21 protein-coding genes and 1 tRNA gene are annotated in these 21166 nt (G+C 63.0%); 10 read left to right on the top strand and 12 right to left on the bottom strand.

Translation table 11 applies throughout. From position 1 onward, the window contains the following. Positions 1 to 469 precede the first annotated feature (469 nt). Positions 470 to 3370 carry a cation-translocating P-type ATPase gene (locus A3OO_RS0101110; RefSeq protein ID WP_018405989.1) on the top strand — a complete coding sequence of 967 codons (2901 nt, stop codon included), beginning with the start codon at positions 470 to 472 and terminating at the stop codon, positions 3368 to 3370. Then, positions 3360 to 4541 (top strand): methionine adenosyltransferase, encoded by a 1182-nt coding sequence (locus A3OO_RS0101105; protein ID WP_018405988.1) that lies wholly within the window; start codon positions 3360 to 3362, stop codon positions 4539 to 4541. Before A3OO_RS0101110 ends, A3OO_RS0101105 begins: the two co-directional genes overlap by 11 nt. 2 nt (positions 4542 to 4543) lie before the next feature. On the opposite strand, the gene A3OO_RS0101100 is transcribed toward A3OO_RS0101105, so the two are convergent. After that, complete coding sequence (locus A3OO_RS0101100; protein WP_018405987.1) at positions 4544 to 4987, bottom strand: HMA2 domain-containing protein; 444 nt, start codon at positions 4985 to 4987, stop codon at positions 4544 to 4546. Then, on the bottom strand, positions 4988 to 5344 hold the full coding sequence (locus A3OO_RS0101095; RefSeq protein ID WP_018405986.1) for a DUF5132 domain-containing protein: 357 nt from the start codon (positions 5342 to 5344) through the stop codon (positions 4988 to 4990). Positions 5345 to 5565: 221 nt separating this feature from the next. On the opposite strand from A3OO_RS0101095, the gene A3OO_RS0101090 reads away from it, so the two are divergent. Further along, positions 5566 to 6579: a magnesium transporter gene (locus A3OO_RS0101090; RefSeq protein ID WP_245257070.1), complete on the top strand. Its 1014-nt coding sequence runs from the start codon at positions 5566 to 5568 to the stop codon at positions 6577 to 6579. Between the two features lie 25 nt (positions 6580 to 6604). Here A3OO_RS0101090 and A3OO_RS0101085 read toward each other — a convergent pair whose 3' ends face one another. After that, on the bottom strand, positions 6605 to 8563 hold the full coding sequence (locus A3OO_RS0101085) for a beta-galactosidase (protein ID WP_026222574.1): 1959 nt from the start codon (positions 8561 to 8563) through the stop codon (positions 6605 to 6607). Between the two features lie 83 nt (positions 8564 to 8646). Here A3OO_RS0101085 and galK point away from each other — a divergent pair, with 83 nt between their 5' ends. From galK to A3OO_RS0101050, 7 genes are all read left to right on the top strand, one after another. Further along, positions 8647 to 9810, top strand: a complete 1164-nt coding sequence (gene galK / locus A3OO_RS0101080) for a galactokinase (RefSeq protein WP_018405983.1) — start codon at positions 8647 to 8649, stop codon at positions 9808 to 9810. A gap of 9 nt (positions 9811 to 9819) precedes the next feature. After that, on the top strand, positions 9820 to 10869 hold the full coding sequence (locus A3OO_RS0101075) for a UDP-glucose--hexose-1-phosphate uridylyltransferase (protein ID WP_026222573.1): 1050 nt from the start codon (positions 9820 to 9822) through the stop codon (positions 10867 to 10869). Between the two features lie 14 nt (positions 10870 to 10883). Beyond that, positions 10884 to 11540 carry a CoA transferase subunit A gene (locus A3OO_RS0101070; RefSeq protein ID WP_018405981.1) on the top strand — a complete coding sequence of 219 codons (657 nt, stop codon included), beginning with the start codon at positions 10884 to 10886 and terminating at the stop codon, positions 11538 to 11540. After that, positions 11540 to 12199 (top strand): 3-oxoacid CoA-transferase subunit B, encoded by a 660-nt coding sequence (locus A3OO_RS0101065; protein WP_018405980.1) that lies wholly within the window; start codon positions 11540 to 11542, stop codon positions 12197 to 12199. The genes A3OO_RS0101070 and A3OO_RS0101065 overlap by 1 nt, the downstream gene beginning before the upstream one ends. 105 nt (positions 12200 to 12304) lie before the next feature. Beyond that, on the top strand, positions 12305 to 12532 hold the full coding sequence (locus A3OO_RS0101060; RefSeq protein WP_018405979.1) for a hypothetical protein: 228 nt from the start codon (positions 12305 to 12307) through the stop codon (positions 12530 to 12532). A 115-nt stretch (positions 12533 to 12647) separates the two neighbouring features. Further along, positions 12648 to 13490, top strand: coding sequence for a lytic murein transglycosylase (locus tag A3OO_RS0101055; RefSeq protein WP_018405978.1), 843 nt, complete (start codon positions 12648 to 12650; stop codon positions 13488 to 13490). Between the two features lie 155 nt (positions 13491 to 13645). After that, entirely contained in the window at positions 13646 to 14650 is a 1005-nt protein-coding gene (locus A3OO_RS0101050; protein ID WP_018405977.1) for an MORN repeat-containing protein, read from the top strand. A gap of 153 nt (positions 14651 to 14803) precedes the next feature. On the opposite strand, the gene A3OO_RS0101045 is transcribed toward A3OO_RS0101050, so the two are convergent. The 9 genes from A3OO_RS0101045 to mce all read right to left on the bottom strand — a co-directional run bounded on the left by A3OO_RS0101045 (position 14804) and on the right by mce (position 21130). Beyond that, on the bottom strand, positions 14804 to 15160 hold the full coding sequence (locus tag A3OO_RS0101045; RefSeq protein ID WP_018405976.1) for a hypothetical protein: 357 nt from the start codon (positions 15158 to 15160) through the stop codon (positions 14804 to 14806). Positions 15161 to 15309: 149 nt separating this feature from the next. Continuing rightward, positions 15310 to 16869 carry a porin gene (locus tag A3OO_RS0101035; protein ID WP_156824720.1) on the bottom strand — a complete coding sequence of 520 codons (1560 nt, stop codon included), beginning with the start codon at positions 16867 to 16869 and terminating at the stop codon, positions 15310 to 15312. Between the two features lie 39 nt (positions 16870 to 16908). Continuing rightward, the gene (locus A3OO_RS0101030; RefSeq protein WP_040573341.1) at positions 16909 to 17493 is read right to left on the bottom strand and encodes a hypothetical protein; all 585 of its coding nucleotides are present in this window, start codon (positions 17491 to 17493) and stop codon (positions 16909 to 16911) included. 73 nt (positions 17494 to 17566) lie between these two features. Further along, on the bottom strand, positions 17567 to 17836 hold the full coding sequence (locus tag A3OO_RS0101020; protein ID WP_018405971.1) for a hypothetical protein: 270 nt from the start codon (positions 17834 to 17836) through the stop codon (positions 17567 to 17569). Between the two features lie 61 nt (positions 17837 to 17897). Beyond that, positions 17898 to 18725 carry a hypothetical protein gene (locus A3OO_RS0101015; protein ID WP_018405970.1) on the bottom strand — a complete coding sequence of 276 codons (828 nt, stop codon included), beginning with the start codon at positions 18723 to 18725 and terminating at the stop codon, positions 17898 to 17900. A 1074-nt stretch (positions 18726 to 19799) separates the two neighbouring features. Continuing rightward, the gene (locus tag A3OO_RS0101010; protein ID WP_018405969.1) at positions 19800 to 20216 is read right to left on the bottom strand and encodes a hypothetical protein; all 417 of its coding nucleotides are present in this window, start codon (positions 20214 to 20216) and stop codon (positions 19800 to 19802) included. Between the two features lie 48 nt (positions 20217 to 20264). After that, positions 20265 to 20340, bottom strand: a tRNA-Lys gene (locus A3OO_RS0101005). Between the two features lie 141 nt (positions 20341 to 20481). Continuing rightward, complete coding sequence (locus A3OO_RS0101000; protein ID WP_018405968.1) at positions 20482 to 20718, bottom strand: DUF1467 family protein; 237 nt, start codon at positions 20716 to 20718, stop codon at positions 20482 to 20484. Positions 20719 to 20725: 7 nt separating this feature from the next. Further along, positions 20726 to 21130: a methylmalonyl-CoA epimerase gene (mce, locus tag A3OO_RS0100995; RefSeq protein WP_026222572.1), complete on the bottom strand. Its 405-nt coding sequence runs from the start codon at positions 21128 to 21130 to the stop codon at positions 20726 to 20728. Positions 21131 to 21166: the final 36 nt, after the last annotated feature.

Here is a 21166-nt window from a genome sequence, read left to right as displayed (position 1 = left end):
GAAAACGCTAACACTATCAGATTTGCAAACTGGCGAAGGCGCAATATAAGCTTGCCGCTGGTGGGGAACGCCGATCCTTCGTTAAGGTTCCGCCGGCAGACGATTTTGCAGCGCAGGATGCGCTGTGCAGCGCAGTGGCCCGCGGTTGCGCCTATCCCTTGCGCGCAACTATAGTAGCGATCTCAAACATTGCGGAGCGCGCCCATTGCGCGTCGCCGTTTACGAGCGGCTGCCGACGACATGACTCAGAGCAGCGGTTTTGCGGAAGCGATCCGCAGAGCCGAGTGTCATCGAACGGTCGTGAAAAGCGGGCTTCGATGCGCGCCAGACAATGTGCTCAATGATCCTGGCTGAAGCGGACTCAGAGAACGCGCCCGTAGGTTCACGTCGCTTCGGCGTGGAGTCCTGTGCGCAATTTGACGCCGAGCTTATTCATGATGCTTGTTGCGGCCGCGCGCGGATCCGCCATATGGGGCTGCGCGGCCGCGCAGCGCTCGCGCGGGCCGTCGAGAAGCGGCTTCGACGTCTGCCCGGCGTCCTTTTCGTTCGCTCCAGCGAATTGACGGGTTCGACTCTCATCGAATTTCAGCAGCCCGTCACAAGCGCGCGACTGATGCAGGCGCTCGAAGCGGCGGTCGCTGAAGAGCCGGTATTCGACGTCGGCGAAAGCGCGTTGCTAACGCCGGAAAACGCCGCTCACGCCGAAGCGATCGATGCGCTCGCGGCGCGGCTGGAGACGGACCTCGGTCGAGGCTTAACGACAGAGGACGCGTCGGAACGACTGCAGAAATGGGGGCATAACGAGCTCCGCCGCGCAGAGCCGCGCTCGGCGGCGATCGTTTTCGCGGAACAGTTGACCAGTCTCCCGATTGTTTTGCTCGGCGCATCGGCGGTGGTGTCGCTGGCCACCGGCGGCGTCGCCGACGCGGTGATGATCGCTGCGGTGGTGCTGATCAACGCCGGCATCGCCGCGGCCACCGAACGTCAGGCGGACCGAACGATTTCGGGCCTTGCCTCGGAGGAGTTGTCGGACGCCGCCGTCGTCCGCGACGGCGCGCGACTGAGGATCGACGCGCGCGATCTTGCGCCGGGCGACCTCCTGCTGATCGAACGCGGCGTCTTTGTGCCGGCGGACGCGCGGCTGATCGCCAGCGACGATCTGACCGTGAACGAATCGCCGTTGACCGGCGAGGCGCAACCGGCGCCGAAAGAGGCAAAGATTGTTCTGGCGCCGGATACGGGAGTCTCCGATCGTCGCAATATGGTGTTTCGCGGCACGGCGGTGACCGGCGGATCCGGCGTAGCCATTATCACCGCCATCGGCGCGCAGACCGAGATCGGCCGCGTGCAGCAGTTGCTCGGCGCGCTACAACGGCCACAAACGCCTATTCAGCGCGAACTGGGCGACGTCGAGCGCGAACTTGTCATCGTCAATGGCGCCATTTGCGCGTGCGTCTTCGCTCTTGGCCTTCTGCGCGGGCACGGGCTTATCCCGACCTTGCGCAGCGCGATTTCGCTCGCGGTGGCGGCCATCCCCGAAGGGCTGCCCGCCGTCGCGACCACGACGCTCGCCTTGGGCGTGCAGGACATGCGCAAGCGCAAGGTGCTGGTGCGCAAGATCGACGCCGTGGAGACGCTTGGCGCGATCGAGACGATCGGACTCGATAAGACCGGCACGCTCACCGAAAACCGCATGGCGGCGGTTCGCGTTCACGTCGATAATGGCGCGTTTGAGCTCCAGGAAGGCAGACTGTTGCGCGACGGCGTCGATGCCGACGCCGCGACAGTCGCTATTGCGCGTCGCCTCTTCGAAGCCGCGACGCTATGCAGCGACGCCGCCGTCGCGCCCGCGGCGAAAGGTTGGGAGATCGACGGCACGCCGACCGAAACAGCATTGGTGCAAGCGGGCGTGGCGATGGGCGTCGATCCCCTCGCTCTGCGGCGATCTGCGCCTATGGCGACCTGCGTGGCGCGCGGCGAGGGCCGCAAGCGCATGAGCACGCTCCACGAAGCGACCGGCGGCGCGCGGGTGCTTTGCGTTAAAGGCGATCCGGTCGAGGTGCTGGCGCGTTGCGCGACCCGCAGCATGGCCGATGGCGCCGCGCCGCTCGACGGCCCGGCGCGGACCGCCATTCTCAAGGCCAATGAGCGCATGGCCGGCGACGCGCTGCGCGTTCTTGGCGTCGCGATCGGCGAAGCCGGCGGCGATCCCCGTGACGAGCATGATCTCGTGTGGCTCGGCCTTGCCGGCATCGCGAATCCTATTCGCGCCAGCGTCGGCCCAGCGCTCAAGCAGCTGCATCGCGCCGGCGTGCGCACGGTGATGATCACCGGCGATCAAAGCGCGACCGCCTTCGCCATCGCGCGGCGTCTCGATCTCAATCACGGCGGCGAGCTGCGCGTGCTCGAGGCCGGGCAGATGGCGAAGATGCAGCCCGAGATGCTCGAGGCGCTGGCGAGGCAGCCGCATGTCTTCGCGCGCGTCAGCCCCGTCGACAAGCTCAACATCGTCAAGGCGCTGCAAGGCCACGGCCATATCGTGGCGATGACCGGCGACGGCGTCAACGACGGCCCCGCCTTGCGCGCGGCGGACGTCGGAATCGCGATGGGCGGAGAAGGCGCCGACGTCGCCCGGCAGGTCGCAGACATCGTGCTCGCGACCGACGACATGGACGGCATCGTCGAGGCCATCCGACTCGGCCGCGCCACCTATGCGAATATTCGTAAGGTCCTGCGCTATCTCGTTTCGACCAACGCATCCGAGACGATCGCCATGCTCGGCGCCGCCCTTGTCGGCGGCGAGCCGTTGACGCCGATGCAACTGCTCTGGCTCAATCTGGCGACCGACGCGCTGCCGGCGATCGCGCTGGGGCTTGAGCCGCCGGAGCCCGACGTGCTCGACAGGCCGCCGCATGATCCGAAAGCGCCGATTCTCGCCGCCTCCGATTTTAGGCGCATTCTTCGCGAGGGGTCGGTGATGGGCGTTGCGGCGCTGATCGGCTATTTCAGCCTCGGCGGCGGCGCCGGCGGCGCGCGCGCTAGCACCGTCACCTTTCACGGCCTCACCTGCGGCCAGTTGCTCCACAGTCTGGCCTGTCGTTCGGAGTTACGCGGATTAAGCTCCGAGGTCGGCAGGCCGCCCAATTCGACGCTCTATGGCGCCGTCGGCGCGACCCTGCTGCTGCAGGCGGGCGTGCAACTCTTTCCGTTGACCCGGCGCCTTCTCGGCCTGTCGCCGCTCGGCGCCGGCGACCTGTTGCGGATCGGCGCCATCGCCCTCGGCAGTTCGCTCGCCAACGATATCATCGGCAGAATCGCCGATCGCGAAGAGGCGGCGCCGCGCCGCAACGGAGAAAGCCATGTCGCCTGACATGATCTTCACGTCGGAGTCGGTGACTCCGGGGCACCCCGACAAGCTCTGCGATCAGATCAGCGATGCGGCCATTGATGCGCTGCTGCGTGAAGATGATCGCGCGCGCGCAACTGTGGAATGCGCCCTGGCGACCGGCGTCGTCTTTCTCGCCGCGCGATACGCCGCCGACGCGCTCGTCGATTTGCCGGCGCTGGCGCGCGCGGTCATGCAGGAGGCCGGTTACGCCGCTGGGAGCTTCGACGCGCGCAACTGCTCGATTCTGACGAGCTTCGTGGAATTGCCGCTCGAGGCGCGCGAGCCGCCTCTCCAAGAGCTTGACGACGACGCGGCGATCAGCCGGCGCGTGGCGCGTGAGCAGGCCAATGTTTTCGGCTACGCCTGTCGCGATACGCCTGAATTCATGCCGGCGCCGATCAGCCTCGCGCATAAGGTCGCGCGGGCGCTCGACGCCGCTCGGCGCGACGGATTCTCGTCGCTCTCGCCTGACGCCAAGACGCAAGTCTCGGTCGAATTTCGCGGCGGTCGCCCCGCACGAATCTATGGGGTTTCGCTGACCGTCGCCTTTGACGGCGCGGCGATGGACGACGCCAAGTTCGACCGGCTGCGCGCGATCGCGCTTGATGCGCTTTCCGCGGGCGACATGAGGCCGGACGCTCACACGACGGTTCACGTCAACGCCGGCGAGCCCTTTGAAATCGGCGGACCCGCGCGCCACGCCGGCCTGACTGGGCGCAAGAGCGGCATCGACGCCTATGGCGAGATCGCGCGCCAGAGCGGCTCGGCGCTGTCAGGCAAGGACCCTTCGCGCATCGAACGCGCCGGCGCTTACGCCGCGCGGCACGCCGCCAAGAACATCGTCGCGGCGGGCCTCGCCGAGCGCTGCGAAGTTCACCTGGCTTACGCGGCGGGGCAGGCGGAGCCCATCAGTCTCTCGGTCGAGACCTTCGGCAGCGGCTATCTGGCGGATGAGAAAATCGCCAGACGCCTCGCCGCGCTTCTGGATTTTCGGCCTGGCTCGATCGTCCGCCGCTTCGGCTTGCGCACCGCGCCCCAGAGGTGCGGCCCGGCCGGCTTCTATCTGCCGCTGGCCACCTACGGACATTTTGGCCGCGCCGATCTCGATCTCCCGTGGGAAGCGACCGATGTCGCGGATGCGCTCAGGGGTTAGGACTAATCGCCATTCCCGCCGTCGCCATCCGGCGACCAGACTCCGCCCAGCCGGCTCGCATACCACAGCAGGGTGATCGCCGGCGGCAAAACGCTCTCCTTCGACATTTGCCACAGCGCGGCGGCGAACAGCGCCAGCGCCGCGACGGCTTTCGGGTCGATCGAGACTGCCGGCGCCTCGCGCGCGGCGTGAGGCGCTTCGCCGACGACAAAGAGCCGCGCCTCCTGCGCCGCGACGCCGATGCGCGCCAAGGGTCCGCTGTGCTGAATGAGCACGCTGCCCGTCATTGGCGCCACTTCGACATTGCGAACGCCGGCGATCGCCGAAAGGCCCTTGGCGACCGAAGCGAAATAAGCGGCGTCGCCGCGGCGGTCGGCGACGCGCAGCCGCGCGCGGCCGGGCATGGCGTGCGCCACCTGCGCCAGGGGCAGGATTGCCTCGCTCATCTACGCGCTCTCGCCTGCGGTGCGCGAGGCGGGAGCCTCGCCTGCTGGCGCCGCGCTCTCGGGCTTTGCCGTCGCTGCGGACGTTGTTTCGGTCTTTGCTTGCGCAGCCTTCGTCTGCGCCGCGGCCATCGCTGCCGCGAAAATATCGGCCACGGCCTCGGCCTTCGCTTCGGCGAAGAGATCCTCGGCGGCCTCGGCGAGTTCGGCGCCTTGCACGCGCGCTTCGTGATAGGCCATCACCGCGGCTTTCATCGCCGCCTTGGCGATCGGGCGCACGCGCTGCGTTCCCTGCCGGTTTAGGAGCAAAACCGCGGCGGCGCCCGTCAACGCGCCTAGCGCAAATCCAAAGGGTTTCATCACTTCGACTCCGGTCCGATTCGCTACGGGCCACCAGGGCCAAGCGAAGACGGCGAGGAAATTCTATCAAGACATCCTATCAGCAACAATCGACGCGATCGCGAAAAGAGCGCGCGTACACGGTCACATAACTGTAACGTGGCGCGTTCCTATGAGCTGCGGCTACCCGCTGCTCAATCGGCCCGGACGCCGCTTGTCTCTCAGAACATCAATGAGAAGCCATGACCGTAATGCCCAGTACCCCGACGCTAGACCGCCTGCCTCCAGTGGAGACGAACGGCCAGACCGTGGGGCGCTATCTCGTGACGTCCGTGCCTGTGGCCCGCTCGCTGGAAAGCGCCGGCGAGGCGCGGGGGCGGTTGATCGGCCAGCGTTTCGACGACGCCTCGCATGTTTTCGTGGTTGCCGAAGACGGTCGCCTGATTGGCGTCGTCGCCATACGCGATCTGCTTGGCGCGCCGGAGTCGACGCCGCTGCATGACATTGCCCGAACGGCCGAAGCCTACAGCGTGCCGCTCGGCGCCGATCGCGAAGCTGCGGCGAGCGTCGCCATTCACTCGGGACTGTCGATCTTGGCCGTCTGCGACGCCGAAGGAAGATTTCTCGGCGCCGTGCCGGCGCGCGCGCTCATGACCATCTTGCGCGACGAGCATCTTGAGGATCTGCATCACATGGTGGGCATCCTCGGCAAGTCGGAGGCTGCAAGAGACGCGTTGACGGCCGCGCCGCACCGTCGCGCGCTTTATCGATTGCCCTGGCTGCTTGTCGGCATGGCCGGCAGCGCCGCGGCGACCGCGATGATGTCGCGCTTCGAAACCGCGCTCAGCGCGCATATCGCCGTCGCCTTCTTTATCCCTGCGATCGTTTATCTCGCGGATTCGGTCGGCACGCAGTCGGAAGTCGTCGTCATCCGCGGCCTCTCCCTGACCGATTCGGCCTTGCTGCCGCTTTTCGCCGGGGAGCTGGGCACCGGGGCGCTGCTCGGCGCGATGCTCGGCGGTCTCGCTTTCCCGATCGTCTGGTTCTTCTTTTCGAGCGTCGGCCTCGCCGCGACCGTCGGAATTTCGCTGGCGGTCGCGAGCACCATCGCAACGACGTTCGGGTTTCTAATGCCCTGGATTTTCGCGCGGCTCGGCTATGACGCAGCGCTCGGCTCCGGCCCGGTCGCGACCGTGGTGCAGGACACGTTTTCCCTCTTGACTTATTTTGTCGTCGCTTCTTGGCTGGTGTTCTGAGCCGCGGGATGGAAGCGTGTGGCGGTCAATCACGACGCCTGAAGGCCGCGACGCCGCAGGGTTCGAGAAGACGCTCGCCCAGCAATAGAGCTTCGTCGCCGACGAGGGTTGAGATGTCCGTAGTCACGGCGCCGTAATTGAAGATGTAGCGCATTGCGCCATTATCGCGGACGCGGATATCCTCCGGTAGGGCGAGCGTCGACATGCCGGCGACATGAACAACATGGCGCAGCATGTTGTTTAGCAATTCTTCGTCCGGCCAACCGGCGAGATAAAGGACCTTCTCGGATCGCGCGAGCGCAGTTTCGCCGTCTTCCGATGTGAACTCGGGCGCGACGTTCTCGCCGAGAGCCAAGAATTCGCGCCACCGCACGAAAGCGCCTAGTCCGGAAAGCGTAATCCGTGCGCCTGGTCGAAGGCTTTCGGCACGTCTGACGCGAATGTCGATGATGCGTCGCAAAACGCCGGGAGGGAGATCCGCGGGTATTTGAAAATCAGCGGTCTTCGATCCCGTGCGCGGGCCAAGCAGAATGGTCGCGCCGCTTTGCGCCAGCGCGTCCGCGAAGTCGTGAGACGGCGCAAAAAGCGCGGGAGCGATGATCAGCATTCGATCCGCGATCGCCGCCGCGGTCGGCGGAACGACGTCGACGGAAAGTCCCGCGCGCCGCAACGCCCGATAGAAGCACATGACGAGATCGAAATAGGCGAAGTCCTGGCCTTGCGGCTGGATGCGCCACGCCCAGGCGCTTTCATAGTCGAAAACCAGAGCGACTTGCGCCCGGGCCGTTTCGACCCGCGCATCAAGCTCGGCGAGTGATTTCGAAATGCGCGCGACGTCATGATAGGCGTCGTTCGGCGCGGCGTTTGGCAGCATCAGCGCTTCATGCATCTGCTCTTGCGCGAAAGGCGCCTGCCGCCAGCGAAAATAACTCACCGCCTCGGCGCCGGCGGCGAAGGCCTCGAAGGTCCAGAGCCGCACGGCGCCTCTCGCGGGGGCCGGATTCCACGGCGCCCAATTCACCGGCCCCGGCTGCTGCTCCATCACCTGCCATCGGCCGCGCCCGCAGGCGCGGTAGAGATCGTGATGAAAGGCCTGAAAGTCAGGATCGCCCACGCGCATGTAGCGCAGCTTGAAAGCGTCGTCGTGAGAGGAGCGTTCCAGAAAGCCGAGCGGGTAGCTGTCCCACGCGGCGACGTCGAGATCGTCTGAGAGCGCGTAGTGATCAAAGTCGACGAACGCGCCCATGAAATTATGGAGGATCGTCGCGTCCGGCGCATGACGCCGGATGATTTGCGCTTGGCGGCGATTGAAGGCGACGACCTGATCCGACGAGAAACGCTGAAAATCCATCAGATGCGATGGATTGGCTTCGGTGACGGTCAGGTTCGGCAGCTCAATCTCATCGAAGCTTCGATAGTCCATCGACCAGAAGACATTGCCCCAGGCTTCGTTCAGCGTTTCGATCGTGCGATATTTAGTCTCGCACCATCGCCGAAACGCCTGCAGAGCGGCCGGCGAATAGCTGAGCACCGTGTCGTGGCAGCCATATTCATTGTCGGTCTGCCACGCCGCTACGGCGGGATGGCCGCCGAAGGCGTGCGCCAGAAGCTCGACGATGCGGTCACATTCTTGAGCGTAGCCTTCGTGGCTGAAACAATAATGGCGGCGCGAACCGAATTTGCGCAGCCTGCCGTAGGCGTCGAGCGCCGCCATCTCGGGCATCTTGTCGACGAGCCATTTGGGCGGCGTCGCCGTCGGCGTCCCAAGCGCGACCTTGAGTCCGGCGCGGTCAAGCGTCTCGATAGCCCGGCTCAGCCATTCGAAGCGATAGGCGCGCTCGCTGGGCTCCAGCCGCGACCAGGCGAATTCGCCAATCCGAACAAAGGAGAGACCTAGCTCCTTCATCATGGCCGCGTCTTCGCTCCAGCGTGACTGAGGCCAATGTTCAGGATAGTAGCAAACGCCAAGCCGTTGACGTGTCATGGGCGGACTATCATTTGATCCCCTACCGCCAATCCGATGCGGCGTCGCCTTGACGATTTGATGACAATGGGATTGTGGCCGGAATGGAGTCGAGGATCGAGCAAGATCTGATTGCCGCCTTCCGCCGCAGTTTCGAGCGTGAGCCACGCCTCTTTCGGGCGCCGGGCCGCATCAATCTCATTGGCGAGCATACCGATTACAATGACGGCTTCGTCATGCCGGCGGCGCTTGATCTCTCGATCTGGGCGGCCATTGCGTCGCGTTCCGACCGCCGCCTGCGGATAGGCTCGCTTGTGATGGATGAAGTCATCGAATTCGACCTTGATGACGCGAATGCTCAGCCGCGCGGCGACTGGACCGATTATGTGCGTGGCGTGGCGATTTTTCTTGAGCGCGCTGGTTACAAGCTGAGCGGCGCCGATATCGTCCTCGACGGAAATCTGCCCATCGGCGCCGGACTCTCGGCCTCGGCGGCGTTCGAAGTCGCCGCGGGCTTCGCGCTTTTGACGATCTCCGGCTGCGAGGTCGACAGAGTCGAACTCGCCAAGATCTGTCAGCGCGCCGAAAACCAATTCGTCGGCGTTCGCTGCGGCATTATGGACCAATACATATCGTGCTGCGCCGTCGAAGGGAGCGCCCTGCTGCTCGACTGCCGCAGTCTCGTTTCGCGGAAAGTTGCGATAGATCCAAACGCGCGTCTTGTCATTTGCGACACGATGGTGCGCCATCAACTCGCGAGCGATGAATATAATTCGCGTCGCGAGGACTGCGAGCGCGCGGTCGCGGCGCTCTCGACGCGGCTCGACGGCGTATCGGCGTTGCGGGACGTGACATTCGCCCAATTGATACGCCACGCCGACGCGATGCCCGAGCTAATCTTTCGCCGCGCGCGGCACGTCGTGGGCGAGATCGACCGCACGCTGCGCGCCGCAGCGGCGCTGGACGCGGGCGACCTCAAGGAATGCGGCCGTCTCATGTATCTTTCGCATGAAAGTCTGCGCGACGACTATGAGGTGAGCTGCGCCGAACTCGATCTCATGGTCGAGATCGCACGCGACCTTCCGGGAGTCTACGGCGCGCGGATGATGGGCGGCGGATTTGGCGGCTGCACCATCAATCTGGTGGAAGCGAGCCGCGCTGACGCCTTCGCGCAGGCGATGGCTGACAGATATCGCGCCGCGACCGGCGTTATGCCGCCCATCCTCACCTGCGTGCCCGGTCCTGGCGCGGGCCCTGTCGGCGATTAGGAGCGGCTCGTGTCCTTGCTCAGCAACGCCTCACATCGCCGTCTCAACCAGCTCACGGGCGAGTGGGTGCTTGTCTCGCCGCATCGGACCGGCCGTCCATGGCAAGGCCAGGTCGAAAAGACCCATGCTTCAGAACGACCTCGATACGATCCAACCTGCTATTTGTGTCCTGGAAACGCGCGGGCGAATGGCGAACGCAACCCGGCCTATAGGGGCGTTTTTGCGTTCGATAACGACTTCGCGGCGCTCACGCCGCAGGCGTCAGCGGAGGAGATCGTTCAAGGCGGACTGCTTGTCGCGCAAAGCGAGCCCGGCGGATGTCGTGTGCTGTGCTTCTCGCCGCGCCACGATCTGACTCTGTCGCGCATGACCGTTCCCGAGATCGTTCCCGTCATTGACGCATGGCGGGAGGAAACCATTGGTCTGGGCGAACTCGACGCGATCAATTACGTGCAGATTTTCGAAAATCGCGGCGCGGCGATGGGCGCCAGCAATCCGCATCCGCACTGCCAGATCTGGGCGACCCACAGCGTTCCGAACGAAGCAGTCAAGGAATCGAAGCGGCAGGGCGCATATCTGGCGCAGAACGGATCTTGTCTCCTTTGCGATTATCTGGCGCTTGAAGAAAGACTCGGCGAGCGGATCGTTTGCCGCAACGACCATTTCGTCGCGCTTGTGCCTTTCTGGGCGATCTGGCCGTTCGAGACGATGGTGCTCGCAACAAGGCATATCGGCTCTTTCGCTGATCTTACCGGGGAGGAGGCGCAGGGGCTCGCCGACATCCTTCGTCGGCTGACCATTCGCTACGATAATCTGTTCGAAACCGACTTCCCCTATTCGATGGGGTTCCACCAGCGTCCGACAGACGGCGCGCCGCACGCCGACTGGCATTTTCATGCGCATTTCTATCCGCCGCTGCTGCGTTCGGCGAGCGTGCGGAAATTTATGGTGGGCTTCGAGTTGCTGGGCGAACCGCAACGCGACATCACGCCGGAAGCCGCGGCGGCGCGCCTGCGTGACGTTTCCGAAACGCACTATCTGGATACGCCCACACGATAAGCAGGGCTCGGCGAATGAGAAAAAGCGCGATCACCGCCGAAGCCGCAGCGCAGCTCGTTCCCGATGGAGCGCGCGTCATGATCGGGGGCTTCCTCGGCGTCGGGTCGCCTGATCGGTTGATCGACGCGCTCGTCGCGCGTGGCGCGCGCGCACTGACGATCATCGGCAACGACACAGCCTATCCGACGGTCGGCGTCGGCAGGCTGATCGAAGCGGGATGCGTTGCGCGCGTGGAGGTCTCGCATATCGGCACCAATCCGACCACGCAGCGATTGATGAGCGCCGGCGCGATCGACGTGGAGCTCATACCGCAAGGCACGCTCGCCGAACGAATCCGCGCCGCGGGCAGCGGGCTGGGCGGCGTCCTGACGCCGACCGGCGTGGGAACGGTCGTCGCGCAGGACAAGCAGGTCATCGAGATTGACGGCGCGAGCTTTCTCATCGAGAAGCCGCTGCGAGCGGATTTCGCCCTGCTGCGCGCGCATGAGGCCGACTATTACGGCAATCTGACCTATCGTCTGACGGCCGCCAATTTCAACCCGGTCATGGCCTTCGCCGCGGACTGCGTCATCGTCGAACCCGACGAGATCGTGCCCGTAGGAGTCATCCCGCCCGACGCGGTGCGCACGCCGGGCGTGCTCGTCACGCACATCGTGGGCAGGGCGCGCTGATGGACGCCAAGGAAATCATCGCCCGCCGTGTCGCTCTTGAGCTGCGCGACGGCATGCTCGTCAATCTCGGGATCGGCCTGCCGACTCTCGTGGCGCGTTTCATCCCGCCGGGGATGTCCGTCGCCATGCAGAGCGAAAATGGCCTTATCGGCTTCAGCGCGCCGCCGCCGGAGGGAATGGAGAATCGCGATCTCATTGACGCCAGCGGCGGACTCATCATGTCGTTGCCGGGCGCCGCCAGTTTCGATAGCGCGACGAGCTTCGCGCTGATTCGAGGCGGCCATGTCGACATGGCGGTGCTTGGCGCGTTGCAGATCGACGCCGCGGGACGCCTCGCCAGTTGGATGATTCCAGGAAAGTTTACGCCGGGGATGGGCGGCGCCATGGACCTCGTCGCGGGCGCCAAGCGCGTCATCATCGCGATGCAGCACGTCGCCAAGGGCGAGCCGAAGATCGTCGAATCTCTGACCTTGCCACCGACGGCGACGCGGCGCGTCAGCCTGATCGTGACGGAGCTTGCCGTCATTGAGCCGACCGATGAGGGGCTGGCGCTACGCGAGCGCGCGCCCGGCGTCAGCGTCGCGGATATCGTCGCCTCTACTGGCGCGCGGCTGATCGTGCCGGAAGTTACGCCTGAGATGCCTCTCTGTCGCGATTAGCAGGCAGGCGTCGTACTTGATATCGACCACGCTCGATACAGGTATCGCTCTGGCCGCGTCGCGCACTTTGCGCAGCGGTCGTTAGCCTAAACGAAAGAGCAACCGATGAGTAAGCTGTTGATCTTTTCTCTTTCCGCCTTCATTGGCCTCGCCGCGTTCAATCCCGCGACAGCTCGGACGATGGACAAGCAGCGCACGGCCTGCGAGCGCGATTCCCACAAGTTCTGCGCGGCGGACGAGCCCAATGCGATCGCCGTCGAAAGATGCCTGCGCACGCATATGAACGAGCTTTCAAGCGCGTGCAAACGCCAGTTCAAGGCAAAGCGCCGCTGATTCAGCGCGTCGCTTGAGGAATGCCGGCGCCGGCCGCGCATTCCGCCAAGGGTCGGGCGCCGTGAGGGTGCGCGGCTGATTGCAGCGCCTTCGCAGGCCCACTAAACTGCCGGGCATGAACCGGCTGTCGAAAAGCGCCAAGGCGTGGGGCGTGTTACTTGCCGCCAGCGCGCTGGCTTTGGGCGCGTGCGCCGTGTCGGCGCGCGCCGCGCCCTGCGGATCGTCGCCAGCCGGCTTTAGCCAGTGGCTCGAGGAGGTGAAACGCGACGCCCTGGCGGAAGGCGTTTCACAACGGACGCTCGACGCTGCGTTGAGTGGCGTAGCCTATGATCACGCGGTGATTGGCCGCGATCGCGGACAGCGGATTTTTCACCAAAGTTTCGAGAAGTTTTCGAGCCGCCTGGTGACGCCCGGCCGCTTGAGCAAGGCGCGGGCGCTGCTTCAGCGGCACGCGGCGCTTCTCGCACAGATCGAGGCGCGTTATGGCGTTCCCGGAGCGGTGCTCGTGGCGATCTGGGGATTGGAAACCGGCTTTGGCGCCGACAATGGGCGCTTCAGGACGATGCAGGCGCTCGCGACGCTCGCCTATGACTGCAGGCGCTCCGCGCAATTTCACGAAGAGCTGAAGCACGCGATGAGAATCGTCGAGCGCGGCGACATGTCTCCGGCGCAGATGCGCGGCGACTGGGCTGGCGAAATCGGCCAGACGCAATTCATGCCTTCCTCCTATCTGAAATATGGCGTCGATTTCGACGGCGACGGCAGACGTGATCTCATACGATCCACGCCAGACGCGCTCGCCTCGACGGCGAATTTCCTCAAGGGGAAAGGTTGGCGCACGGGCGCGGGCTGGAATGAAGGCGAGCCCAACTTCGCGGTTCTGCTCGAGTGGAATCAGGCGCGCGTTTACGTAAAAACCATCGCCCTGTTGGCGACGAAGCTCACCGGCCCGCAATGAGCGGCGTCGCGCTGTTCGCGTGCATGCTCAAAGACCGCTGAACAATCCGCTCTCATGGATTTTAGCGAATTCGCCCTTGAAAAAGTTCGTTGTTCTAATTTTCGACTAGGCTATAAGGCTCACAGTTCCGTCGCCTCACCAGCGCAGGTTTTGCCATGCCTTACGCTTCAGTCTCGAATTTCCGCCGCGGCATCTTCCTGCTTGCGCTTTGTGCGGGCGCGTCCGGCGTTTCGCTCTCCGCGTCGGCGCAAAGCAAACTGCCAAAATGCTCCGAGGAAAACATCTCGAAGCAGTGCTTCGGCGTCGTAACCGCGCCGGACGGCAACCGCTATATCGGAGAGATGAAGGGCGGCAAGGCCAACGGCAAAGGCGCGCTCATTTTCACGGACGGCAAGAAATACGGGGGCGAATTCCGCGACGGCGCGCCAAACGGCAAGGGAACCATCACACATCCTGACGGCGAGTCCTACACCGGCAATTTCAAGGACGGGAAGAAAAGCGGGCAGGGCAAATTGGTGGCTGCTGACGGAAAAATCTATGTCGGCCAGTTCAAGGAGGACGTTCCCAATGGCATGGGCGCCGTCACCATGCCAGACGGCAAGAAGTTCTCCGGAAAGTTCGTTGACGGCGAACTTGCCGTGAAGCCGAACGCCGGCAGCGCGGCGCAGAAGGAACAGAAGGGGTCGAAAAACGGTCTGCCGCCTTGCGACGTCAGTTTGGCGACGCCTTGGAAGCGCTGCGTCGGCGGATTGAAGTTTCCAAACGGCGACTTTTATGCAGGCGAGTTCCGCGACGGAAAAGCGACCGGTCGCGGCACGATCACCTTCGCGTCCGGCGGACAATACGTCGGCGAGTTCCGCGACGGCATCCGTCACGGCAAAGGCACTTACACGATCGCCAACGGCGAAAGCTACAGCGGCGAATTCGTCAACGGCCGGATCGTCGGCAAGGGCGCTTATACATTTCCCGACGGCAAGAAATATGTGGGCGAATTCCGCGACGGACGTCCGCACGGCAAGGGCATTCTCACCCTGCCGAATGGCGCCTCCTACCGCGGCGAGTTCCAGAATGGCGAGCCGGACGGACAGGGAACGATGAGCTTGCCCGATGGCCAATCGCAGAGCGGAATCTTCAGAGCGGGCAAATATCAGCCCCAATAGACCGCGTGGGCCCGGCGCGCCAGCGGGCGCAAGGTCTCATTTGATCGGTGAACGCCAAGGCGGGCCGCCTCGCTGAGGCGACGTCCTTGAAAGCGCAAACCCCAGCCGGGGGCTGGGGTTTTCTGGTCTCGGCCGTCTTTCGTTTCCCCGCGCCTATTGGATGGGCGTGACGATCGAGGCTTGCGCATTATTGGAAATGGAGATGTTGTCAGAGTCCGTCTTGCTGATCGTGGCGCCTGCGGAGTCGATGATGCTGCCGATCGCGAAGGCTTGCTTATCGATGTTTACATTGCTCTGATTCTGGTTGCCCGATCCAAGATCGACCATGCTTCCGCCGACCGAGCCGTTTTGAACGACGGCGGCGTTATTGTTCACGCCGATCTGTGTGACGGCCGAATAATTGTTGCCGTACGCTTGGGACTGATTCTGGTTCTGATTGTTCTGACCGTCGGCGAGGGCCGAACCGGCAGCGAGCGTGCAGAAGGATATTGTCGCGATCAGCTTTTTCATGAGTCTGGTCCCTGGAAGTTGGCCTTCGTTGTTCGGATACTGCCTACAGTCACCCTAGCTTTGCAGCGCGCCGCGGTCGATCGTTTCGACCTCGACGAACTGCGATAGAATCCTCGATGTGGCCGAAACGCCACATGTCTCCAGCCTCATCAAAAGGCCTTTCGCATATAGGTGAGGACGTTCGGGAAGTTGACGGCCACTGGCAGGCCGCGTCCGCCGAGGTATTGGCCGTTGGCCTGGCTCCATGTCCAACCGCCTTCCAGCCCGAACGCCCATCCCTCGCCGGCCCAATACTCGGCGTTTCCGACGACGCGCTGACCTCTGACTTGCGTATTGAAGCCGAAAGCGACGTTGCCGAAACCCAGAAACTCGGGGGCGGAGCCCATGTAGCTCTGAAACGCCGCTCCGGTGATCGAGGTCTTGAACACGGGAGTCCAAAGATGTTCGTAGGATCCCATCAATGACTGACCGGAACTCCTCTGGATCGTTCCAGTCGAGCTGCTCACATAGTCGATCGACATATACGGCATGCCGAGGTACGACAGCGCGCCTTGAGTGGCGGTCGCCGATAGCATGGCCTTGCCGTACATTTCGCCGCCAAGGGGACCGATGAGCCCGCTCCACTTCCAACGATATTCGCCGGCGAGCTGCGCAGCCCAGCCCCACGTGGAGTATTTCGGCATGAAGGAATTGTAAGCGTTGGCGGAAACATCCCTGATTTCGTGCATCGCTCCCGACGCGTGGATGACGAAGGCGGGCGCGCCGACGCGCAATTGCGCGACAAAGTCCGGGTATCCCATGCCCGTCGGATATCTCGACAGAACCCCGTCCGGATAACGCCTCAGCGTCGGATCTTCAGCCGATACGCTGATCGAGGCGCCCAAGCGCGGCAGGAGACCTGGGAGAACGTTGATATTTTCGATTCTGTGGGTGTACGAAACCGCCGGCGTCGTCATGTAGGACGCGTAGCCCGGCATGAAGGTGTAGCCGGTACGGCTGAAACTGAACAGCGACGGCTGGAGTCCAACGCGCAGCCCGCCCCATTGAACCCAGGCCTGATCGAAGGCGCCCCTCCAGTAGTTTCCGTAAAGTTGATTCAGCGTGATGCGCGTTTCGCCTTCATAATTTTTTACCGTCCTGGCGAACAATCCGGCGTTGATGAACACGGAGATCGTTCCGTAATCCGTGTTCCGGAACGCCAGAAAATTCACCATGCTGTAGGTGCCGGTATAAGCGCCGGACGTTGTCTTGCCGACGAGCGGATTTTTCCAATAGTACAACATCGGAACGGCGGCGCTCAATCCGAGACCGTTCCATCCGTATCGATAGGCAGGAAGGCGCTGCGTCGTGAACGCTATGTCTTCGGTCGCAAAGTCCTTGCCCAGGAAACCGGTAAAGGATCCGTGGACCGCGCCGCAAAAGCCGATATAGGGAATTTGAAAAAATTGGGTGTTGCCGTTCAGATTGCACGGCCCCGTCATTCTGACGACGGGCCGCGGAGCCGCTTTTGCTACCGGCTGACTGACAGGACGCTTCTCTTTCACTCGCGTTTTTGACGCGGCGTTGAGCTCTTGGATGGCGCGCTCAGCTTCCAGAATCGAAGCGTCGACGCCCTTATCGAAGCTTGCCGGCTGTGCGAGCGCAGTCGACGCGCCGGCCATTCCGGCGGCGCAGGCGAACGATACGACGATTTTTGTTCGCTTTTTCACGTAGTCCTGTCCTTTGGACATCAAGTCAAAGGTTCGTCGTTAGTGCATTCGTCCAAAGCTGTTCGTCGCCGTCAGACCTGGCGGCGTCCAGATCGCCAGACTCATGCTGTCCGTGGCGAACAGAGAGAGATAGCCTTCTGGCGTTTGATAAGACTGGTAGATCGGGCCGTCGGTCGGCACCAGCACGCGAGGCGCCGAACCATTTCCGACATGGGAGTTTTGCGCAACCGCGGCGACATTCGTGCCGCCCATTTGCGTGATCTGCGAACTGTTCTCCACGCCGTTCTGGGTCACGGACGCGTAATTCTGTCCGCCATAACGCGGACCATCGCCGCGAACGCTCGCGCTGCCGCTAGACTGACCCGTGGAGTCGCCGATCTGCTGCATCTGCGAATAGTTGTTGAGTCCGTTCTGGTTGATCACCGCTTGATTCGCCTGATTGGAATCCTGAACTCCATAATAGACGTTCACGAAGCCTGACTGCGAGAGGTCGATGGACGACTGCGATCCGCCGGTGAACCCATATGCGAAATTGAAAGGCGCGCTTTGCGTCGCCATCTGCGCAAAGGCGGAATTCATGACGCTCAGGAGGAAGATTGCGGCTAAAAGCGAGGTTCGCGACATCGTCTATTCCCAGCTCTCGAAAAATGACGACCAAGCGCGCGGCGGCGCACTCTCAAAGACAAAGCGCTAAGAGCTAACGCCTGAAAAAAACCGGCTGCCGACAGTCGAAGCGATAGGGGCGATTGTCGCTGCCCGGAACCGGCTCCAAGACCCAGATGTCGTCTCTGAGATAATCCTGGGCTTCCGTCTGCGCCAAATAGCCGCCGAGACATGCCGGCGAACTGTCCTCAGCCACGACCGCTATAGATCGTCTCTGCCTGTGGCTCTTGGCTGCGTCGGCGGGCGACGCAATTGCAGAGAGACCGAAGAGAACGACGAGGGCGGCTTGCAGTATTGGCTTCATAGGACTGATCCTTTGAACATATGCTGCGCGCCGCCCTCGATGTTAGCCAGGCTCGCTAAGATCAGGGAGCGTTGTTGCCGACGGCGTTGTGGTTCGCGGCGACCGCGACCCCGGCGAGCGCGATCGCATTGTCCTGGATATCGATCGGGTTGAAGGAGTCATCGATCCGCAGGCCGCCAGCGACGCCGCCACGATCGGCGACATTGATGTTGGTGTCGACTTCGATCCTCGACACCGAGGTGTTGTCGATGCTGGTGTTGTTGGAGTTGATGGTGATCATGAAGGCCTGGCCGTTGCCGCCGTTGGCGTCGATGCCGTTGCCAATGCCCTGCTGGGTGGAGCCGGCGATCGAAGCCGAACGCTGTGAAGCCAGATTGGCCTGCACCGTGCCGACAGTCGCGGTCGACGAGGTGGTGCTGTCGCCGGTGCCGACGCCAACGTTAATCGGAACGATCGGGGTCGCGGACGCGTCCTGCAGCGCCGTGCCATTGGCAGAGAGCGCGACCGGGATGGCAAGGCCGCCGGCGAGGCCGCCCTGATTGGCCTCATTGCCGGACAGCGCAACCGGAATGCTGACCGCGACGACGTTGACGTCGCCCGCGTCGCCGCCGTTGCCGGAGTCGACGATGCTGCCGACGCTGAAGGCGTGCGTGTCCAGGTTGAAGTTGGTGTTGGCCTGGTTGAACGTGTCGGTCGCCATCGTGATGCCGCCGCCGACGGCGACGTTCTGGTTGACGACGCCAACGTTGTTGATGCCGAGGTTGGTGACGCTGCCAACGTTCACGCCCTGCGAGACGGAGGTGTTGATGCCGACGTTGGCGCCGATCGGGTCAGCGAAAGCGGGGGTAGCGAGCACGGCGGCGATGGCCACAAGCGAGAGCTTCTTCATGGGGAGGATCCTTCTAGAGATTTTTTCTAATCAGACGACCAGCACGCCAGTCATCGTGGCGCAGAGTTGGCGAAGAGCGGTCGATCCGTCCAGCCACTAAATATCCCGATAACCACTTTTAGTAACAACTGTGGCGAAAGTGCAACATCATCTTGCAGTGCAATGTATAATGGCTAAAACCTAGAAGTTACACCGATATTTGCAGTTTATCTTGGAAAAAACATGGCCCTTCGACCCTATGTGGATAACCTCGGCGATGAGAGGTTAACGTCGTTGGTGAAGTGCAAATGAGAATTATGGAACGGTTCCGAATTATGAACTTTAGATGAATGTAAGACGCCTTCTTGTATTCGATCGAAGTACAATGATAGCTAATAAGCTGAGCGCTCTACCTGGTAAATTGGGGAAAAAGCATGAAATGTCGTTGGGTTAGCCTGATTTCGTCGGTGTTTGTCTCATTGGCGATCCTAAGTCCGACTTCGCTTGTGGCTCAAGGAGATATGGGCCCGATCGGGACCGTGGTCTTGGAGAACATGGTGCGGGAGCAAAATCCGCCTGGGGATGGCTATGAGACATTCAGACCACGGCCGTCTTACAGATACGGAAGCTGCAAGACTCACAAGATGCGCAGTTGCCGGCGTGGATTTCGCTCGAGCAAAGCTCATTAGCGCTCCTGTTCGGGCAAGATGCGTCGTTATACATGCGAGTTATTTTGCTAAACAGCCGCCCGATCTCGCCCTGCGCGTCCGGCATGGGGCGCTGTCTATAAAGACGTTTTTCAGGACGACGATGGGGGAGCGCATCGACACGCCCTGAACGTCGCCAAAGGCTTCGCTGAGTTGTCGAAATGTCGCGCGAGCATGCGCGCCGACATTGGGTAAGGACCTGGTTCTTGGCGCACGCGCCGGCGGCCAAGCCTTGAACCCCGCAATTCTGCGTCTTCAACTTGCTCCGCGTGCGCGTTCTGGGATGACCACGCCGGCGAGCAAGCCCGCTCCTGTTCAACGGATCGGCTTGCGCGGGGGCGGCTCGGCGCCGGCGATTCGCGCCTCGCACTTTACTGAGACGCGCCAATCATGACTTCGGCCATAGAAATTGCGATAGGCCAGGAATCGAATCAGTCATGCTTTGCAGCTTCTCTCTGCCGATAACCTGCTCCGCGCCGCCGAAGATCTCTCTGGCCAGCTTCTGAAGCTGGTCGGGAGAGAGACCCAGGCTCGTCAATCGAGCCGTCAGCGCAAGGACGTCGCCCTTCGCGCCGCCCACCAGGCCGCCGACCCCTCCGAGCACGCCGCCGAGCAGACCCCGCCGCGGCGCCGACGCAGCGTCCCTGATCGCGGCTTCAGTGCCGGGAATTTTCTCGATCAGCTCGTCGGCAGGGCCATTCGGATGGCGCTTCTGGAGGAAGCCAAAAACGTGACCGACGGCGAGTCTCGCGACCGCGGGCGCGATGCCGACTGACGCCGCGATATGCGCGACCCATTCGTCCATATTCGGCCCTCGAAATTCTCGGTCTGATTGCGATGCCGGCGATAATGTTGGTGAGCGCGGTGGGGCTCGAACCCACGACCCCCTGATTAAAAGTCAGGTGCTCTACCGACTGAGCTACGCGCTCGCACCAGAGGCGGCGGGCGGCGCCGCCGAAGTCGACTGAGCGGGTCGGTCCGTTCGGCCGGGCGGGTCGTCTGTCCCGCGCCTCGCGATCAACTACCGGCGGGCGGCGGGCCGGTCAACCCCCGGAGGGCGCGCGCCGCTCTCATGCCGTCAACTTGGCGAAAAGCACCAGCAGGCCGAAGAGGACAGCCGAGACGACCGTCGTGATCCCCGCTTTTTTCAAGAGATCTGGCGAGGCGGGGGCGCCAGGGTCGGCGCCCTCGGGAAGATCTTCTTCGGCCTCTTCGGAAGAGCGCACGCCGAGCGGCAGCACGGCGAACAGCACGATCCACCAGATGGTCAGGTAGATCGCAGCCGCGAGCGGCAGGGAAAAGGGCATATGCGCCTTAAGCCTGCTCGAGTTCGATCAAGGCGCCGCAGAAGTCCTTGGGATGCAAAAACAGCACGGGCTTGCCATGCGCGCCGATCCTTGGCTCTCCATCGCCCAGCACGCGCGCGCCCGAGGCCTTAAGTTGTTCGCGCGCGGCGATAATGTCTTCGACCTCGTAGCAGATGTGGTGGATGCCGCCCGCTGGATTTTTCGCGACGAAGCCGGCGATCGGCGAGTTTTCGCCATATGGCTCTAGCAGCTCGATCTTGGTGTTCGGCAATTCGACGAAAACGACCGTAACGCCATGCTCCACGACGCGTTCTGGCGCCGAGACCTTCGCCCCCAGGGCGTCGCGATAGACGGCGGAGGCCTTTTCGACGCTATCGACAGCGATAGCGACATGGTTCAGACGGCCGATCATTTTCACCTTCCGGAAGAATGCTGTGCAGCGCCAATA

It is taken from the genome of Methylocystis rosea SV97, assembly GCF_000372845.1.
Classification (GTDB): domain Bacteria; phylum Pseudomonadota; class Alphaproteobacteria; order Rhizobiales; family Beijerinckiaceae; genus Methylocystis; species Methylocystis rosea.
The sequence above is the reverse complement of the archived record's forward strand: the minus strand, read 5'-3'. Positions and strand labels throughout refer to the sequence as shown.

What these genes read in the sequence shown, in the direction of transcription:
- A3OO_RS0101110 (WP_018405989.1), top strand. Translation starts at nt 470, where the DNA reads ATGGGGCTGCGCGGCCGCGCAGCGCTCGCGCGGGCCGTCGAGAAGCGG.
- A3OO_RS0101105 (WP_018405988.1), top strand. Translation starts at nt 3,360, where the DNA reads ATGTCGCCTGACATGATCTTCACGTCGGAGTCGGTGACTCCGGGGCAC.
- A3OO_RS0101100 (WP_018405987.1), bottom strand. Translation starts at nt 4,987, where the DNA reads ATGAGCGAGGCAATCCTGCCCCTGGCGCAGGTGGCGCACGCCATGCCC.
- A3OO_RS0101095 (WP_018405986.1), bottom strand. Translation starts at nt 5,344, where the DNA reads ATGAAACCCTTTGGATTTGCGCTAGGCGCGTTGACGGGCGCCGCCGCG.
- A3OO_RS0101090 (WP_245257070.1), top strand. Translation starts at nt 5,566, where the DNA reads ATGACCGTAATGCCCAGTACCCCGACGCTAGACCGCCTGCCTCCAGTG.
- A3OO_RS0101085 (WP_026222574.1), bottom strand. Translation starts at nt 8,563, where the DNA reads ATGACACGTCAACGGCTTGGCGTTTGCTACTATCCTGAACATTGGCCT.
- galK (WP_018405983.1), top strand. Translation starts at nt 8,647, where the DNA reads ATGGAGTCGAGGATCGAGCAAGATCTGATTGCCGCCTTCCGCCGCAGT.
- A3OO_RS0101070 (WP_018405981.1), top strand. Translation starts at nt 10,884, where the DNA reads ATGAGAAAAAGCGCGATCACCGCCGAAGCCGCAGCGCAGCTCGTTCCC.
- A3OO_RS0101065 (WP_018405980.1), top strand. Translation starts at nt 11,540, where the DNA reads ATGGACGCCAAGGAAATCATCGCCCGCCGTGTCGCTCTTGAGCTGCGC.
- A3OO_RS0101060 (WP_018405979.1), top strand. Translation starts at nt 12,305, where the DNA reads ATGAGTAAGCTGTTGATCTTTTCTCTTTCCGCCTTCATTGGCCTCGCC.
- A3OO_RS0101055 (WP_018405978.1), top strand. Translation starts at nt 12,648, where the DNA reads ATGAACCGGCTGTCGAAAAGCGCCAAGGCGTGGGGCGTGTTACTTGCC.
- A3OO_RS0101050 (WP_018405977.1), top strand. Translation starts at nt 13,646, where the DNA reads ATGCCTTACGCTTCAGTCTCGAATTTCCGCCGCGGCATCTTCCTGCTT.
- A3OO_RS0101045 (WP_018405976.1), bottom strand. Translation starts at nt 15,160, where the DNA reads ATGAAAAAGCTGATCGCGACAATATCCTTCTGCACGCTCGCTGCCGGT.
- A3OO_RS0101030 (WP_040573341.1), bottom strand. Translation starts at nt 17,493, where the DNA reads ATGTCGCGAACCTCGCTTTTAGCCGCAATCTTCCTCCTGAGCGTCATG.
- A3OO_RS0101020 (WP_018405971.1), bottom strand. Translation starts at nt 17,836, where the DNA reads ATGAAGCCAATACTGCAAGCCGCCCTCGTCGTTCTCTTCGGTCTCTCT.
- A3OO_RS0101015 (WP_018405970.1), bottom strand. Translation starts at nt 18,725, where the DNA reads ATGAAGAAGCTCTCGCTTGTGGCCATCGCCGCCGTGCTCGCTACCCCC.
- A3OO_RS0101010 (WP_018405969.1), bottom strand. Translation starts at nt 20,216, where the DNA reads ATGGACGAATGGGTCGCGCATATCGCGGCGTCAGTCGGCATCGCGCCC.
- A3OO_RS0101000 (WP_018405968.1), bottom strand. Translation starts at nt 20,718, where the DNA reads ATGCCCTTTTCCCTGCCGCTCGCGGCTGCGATCTACCTGACCATCTGG.
- mce (WP_026222572.1), bottom strand. Translation starts at nt 21,130, where the DNA reads ATGATCGGCCGTCTGAACCATGTCGCTATCGCTGTCGATAGCGTCGAA.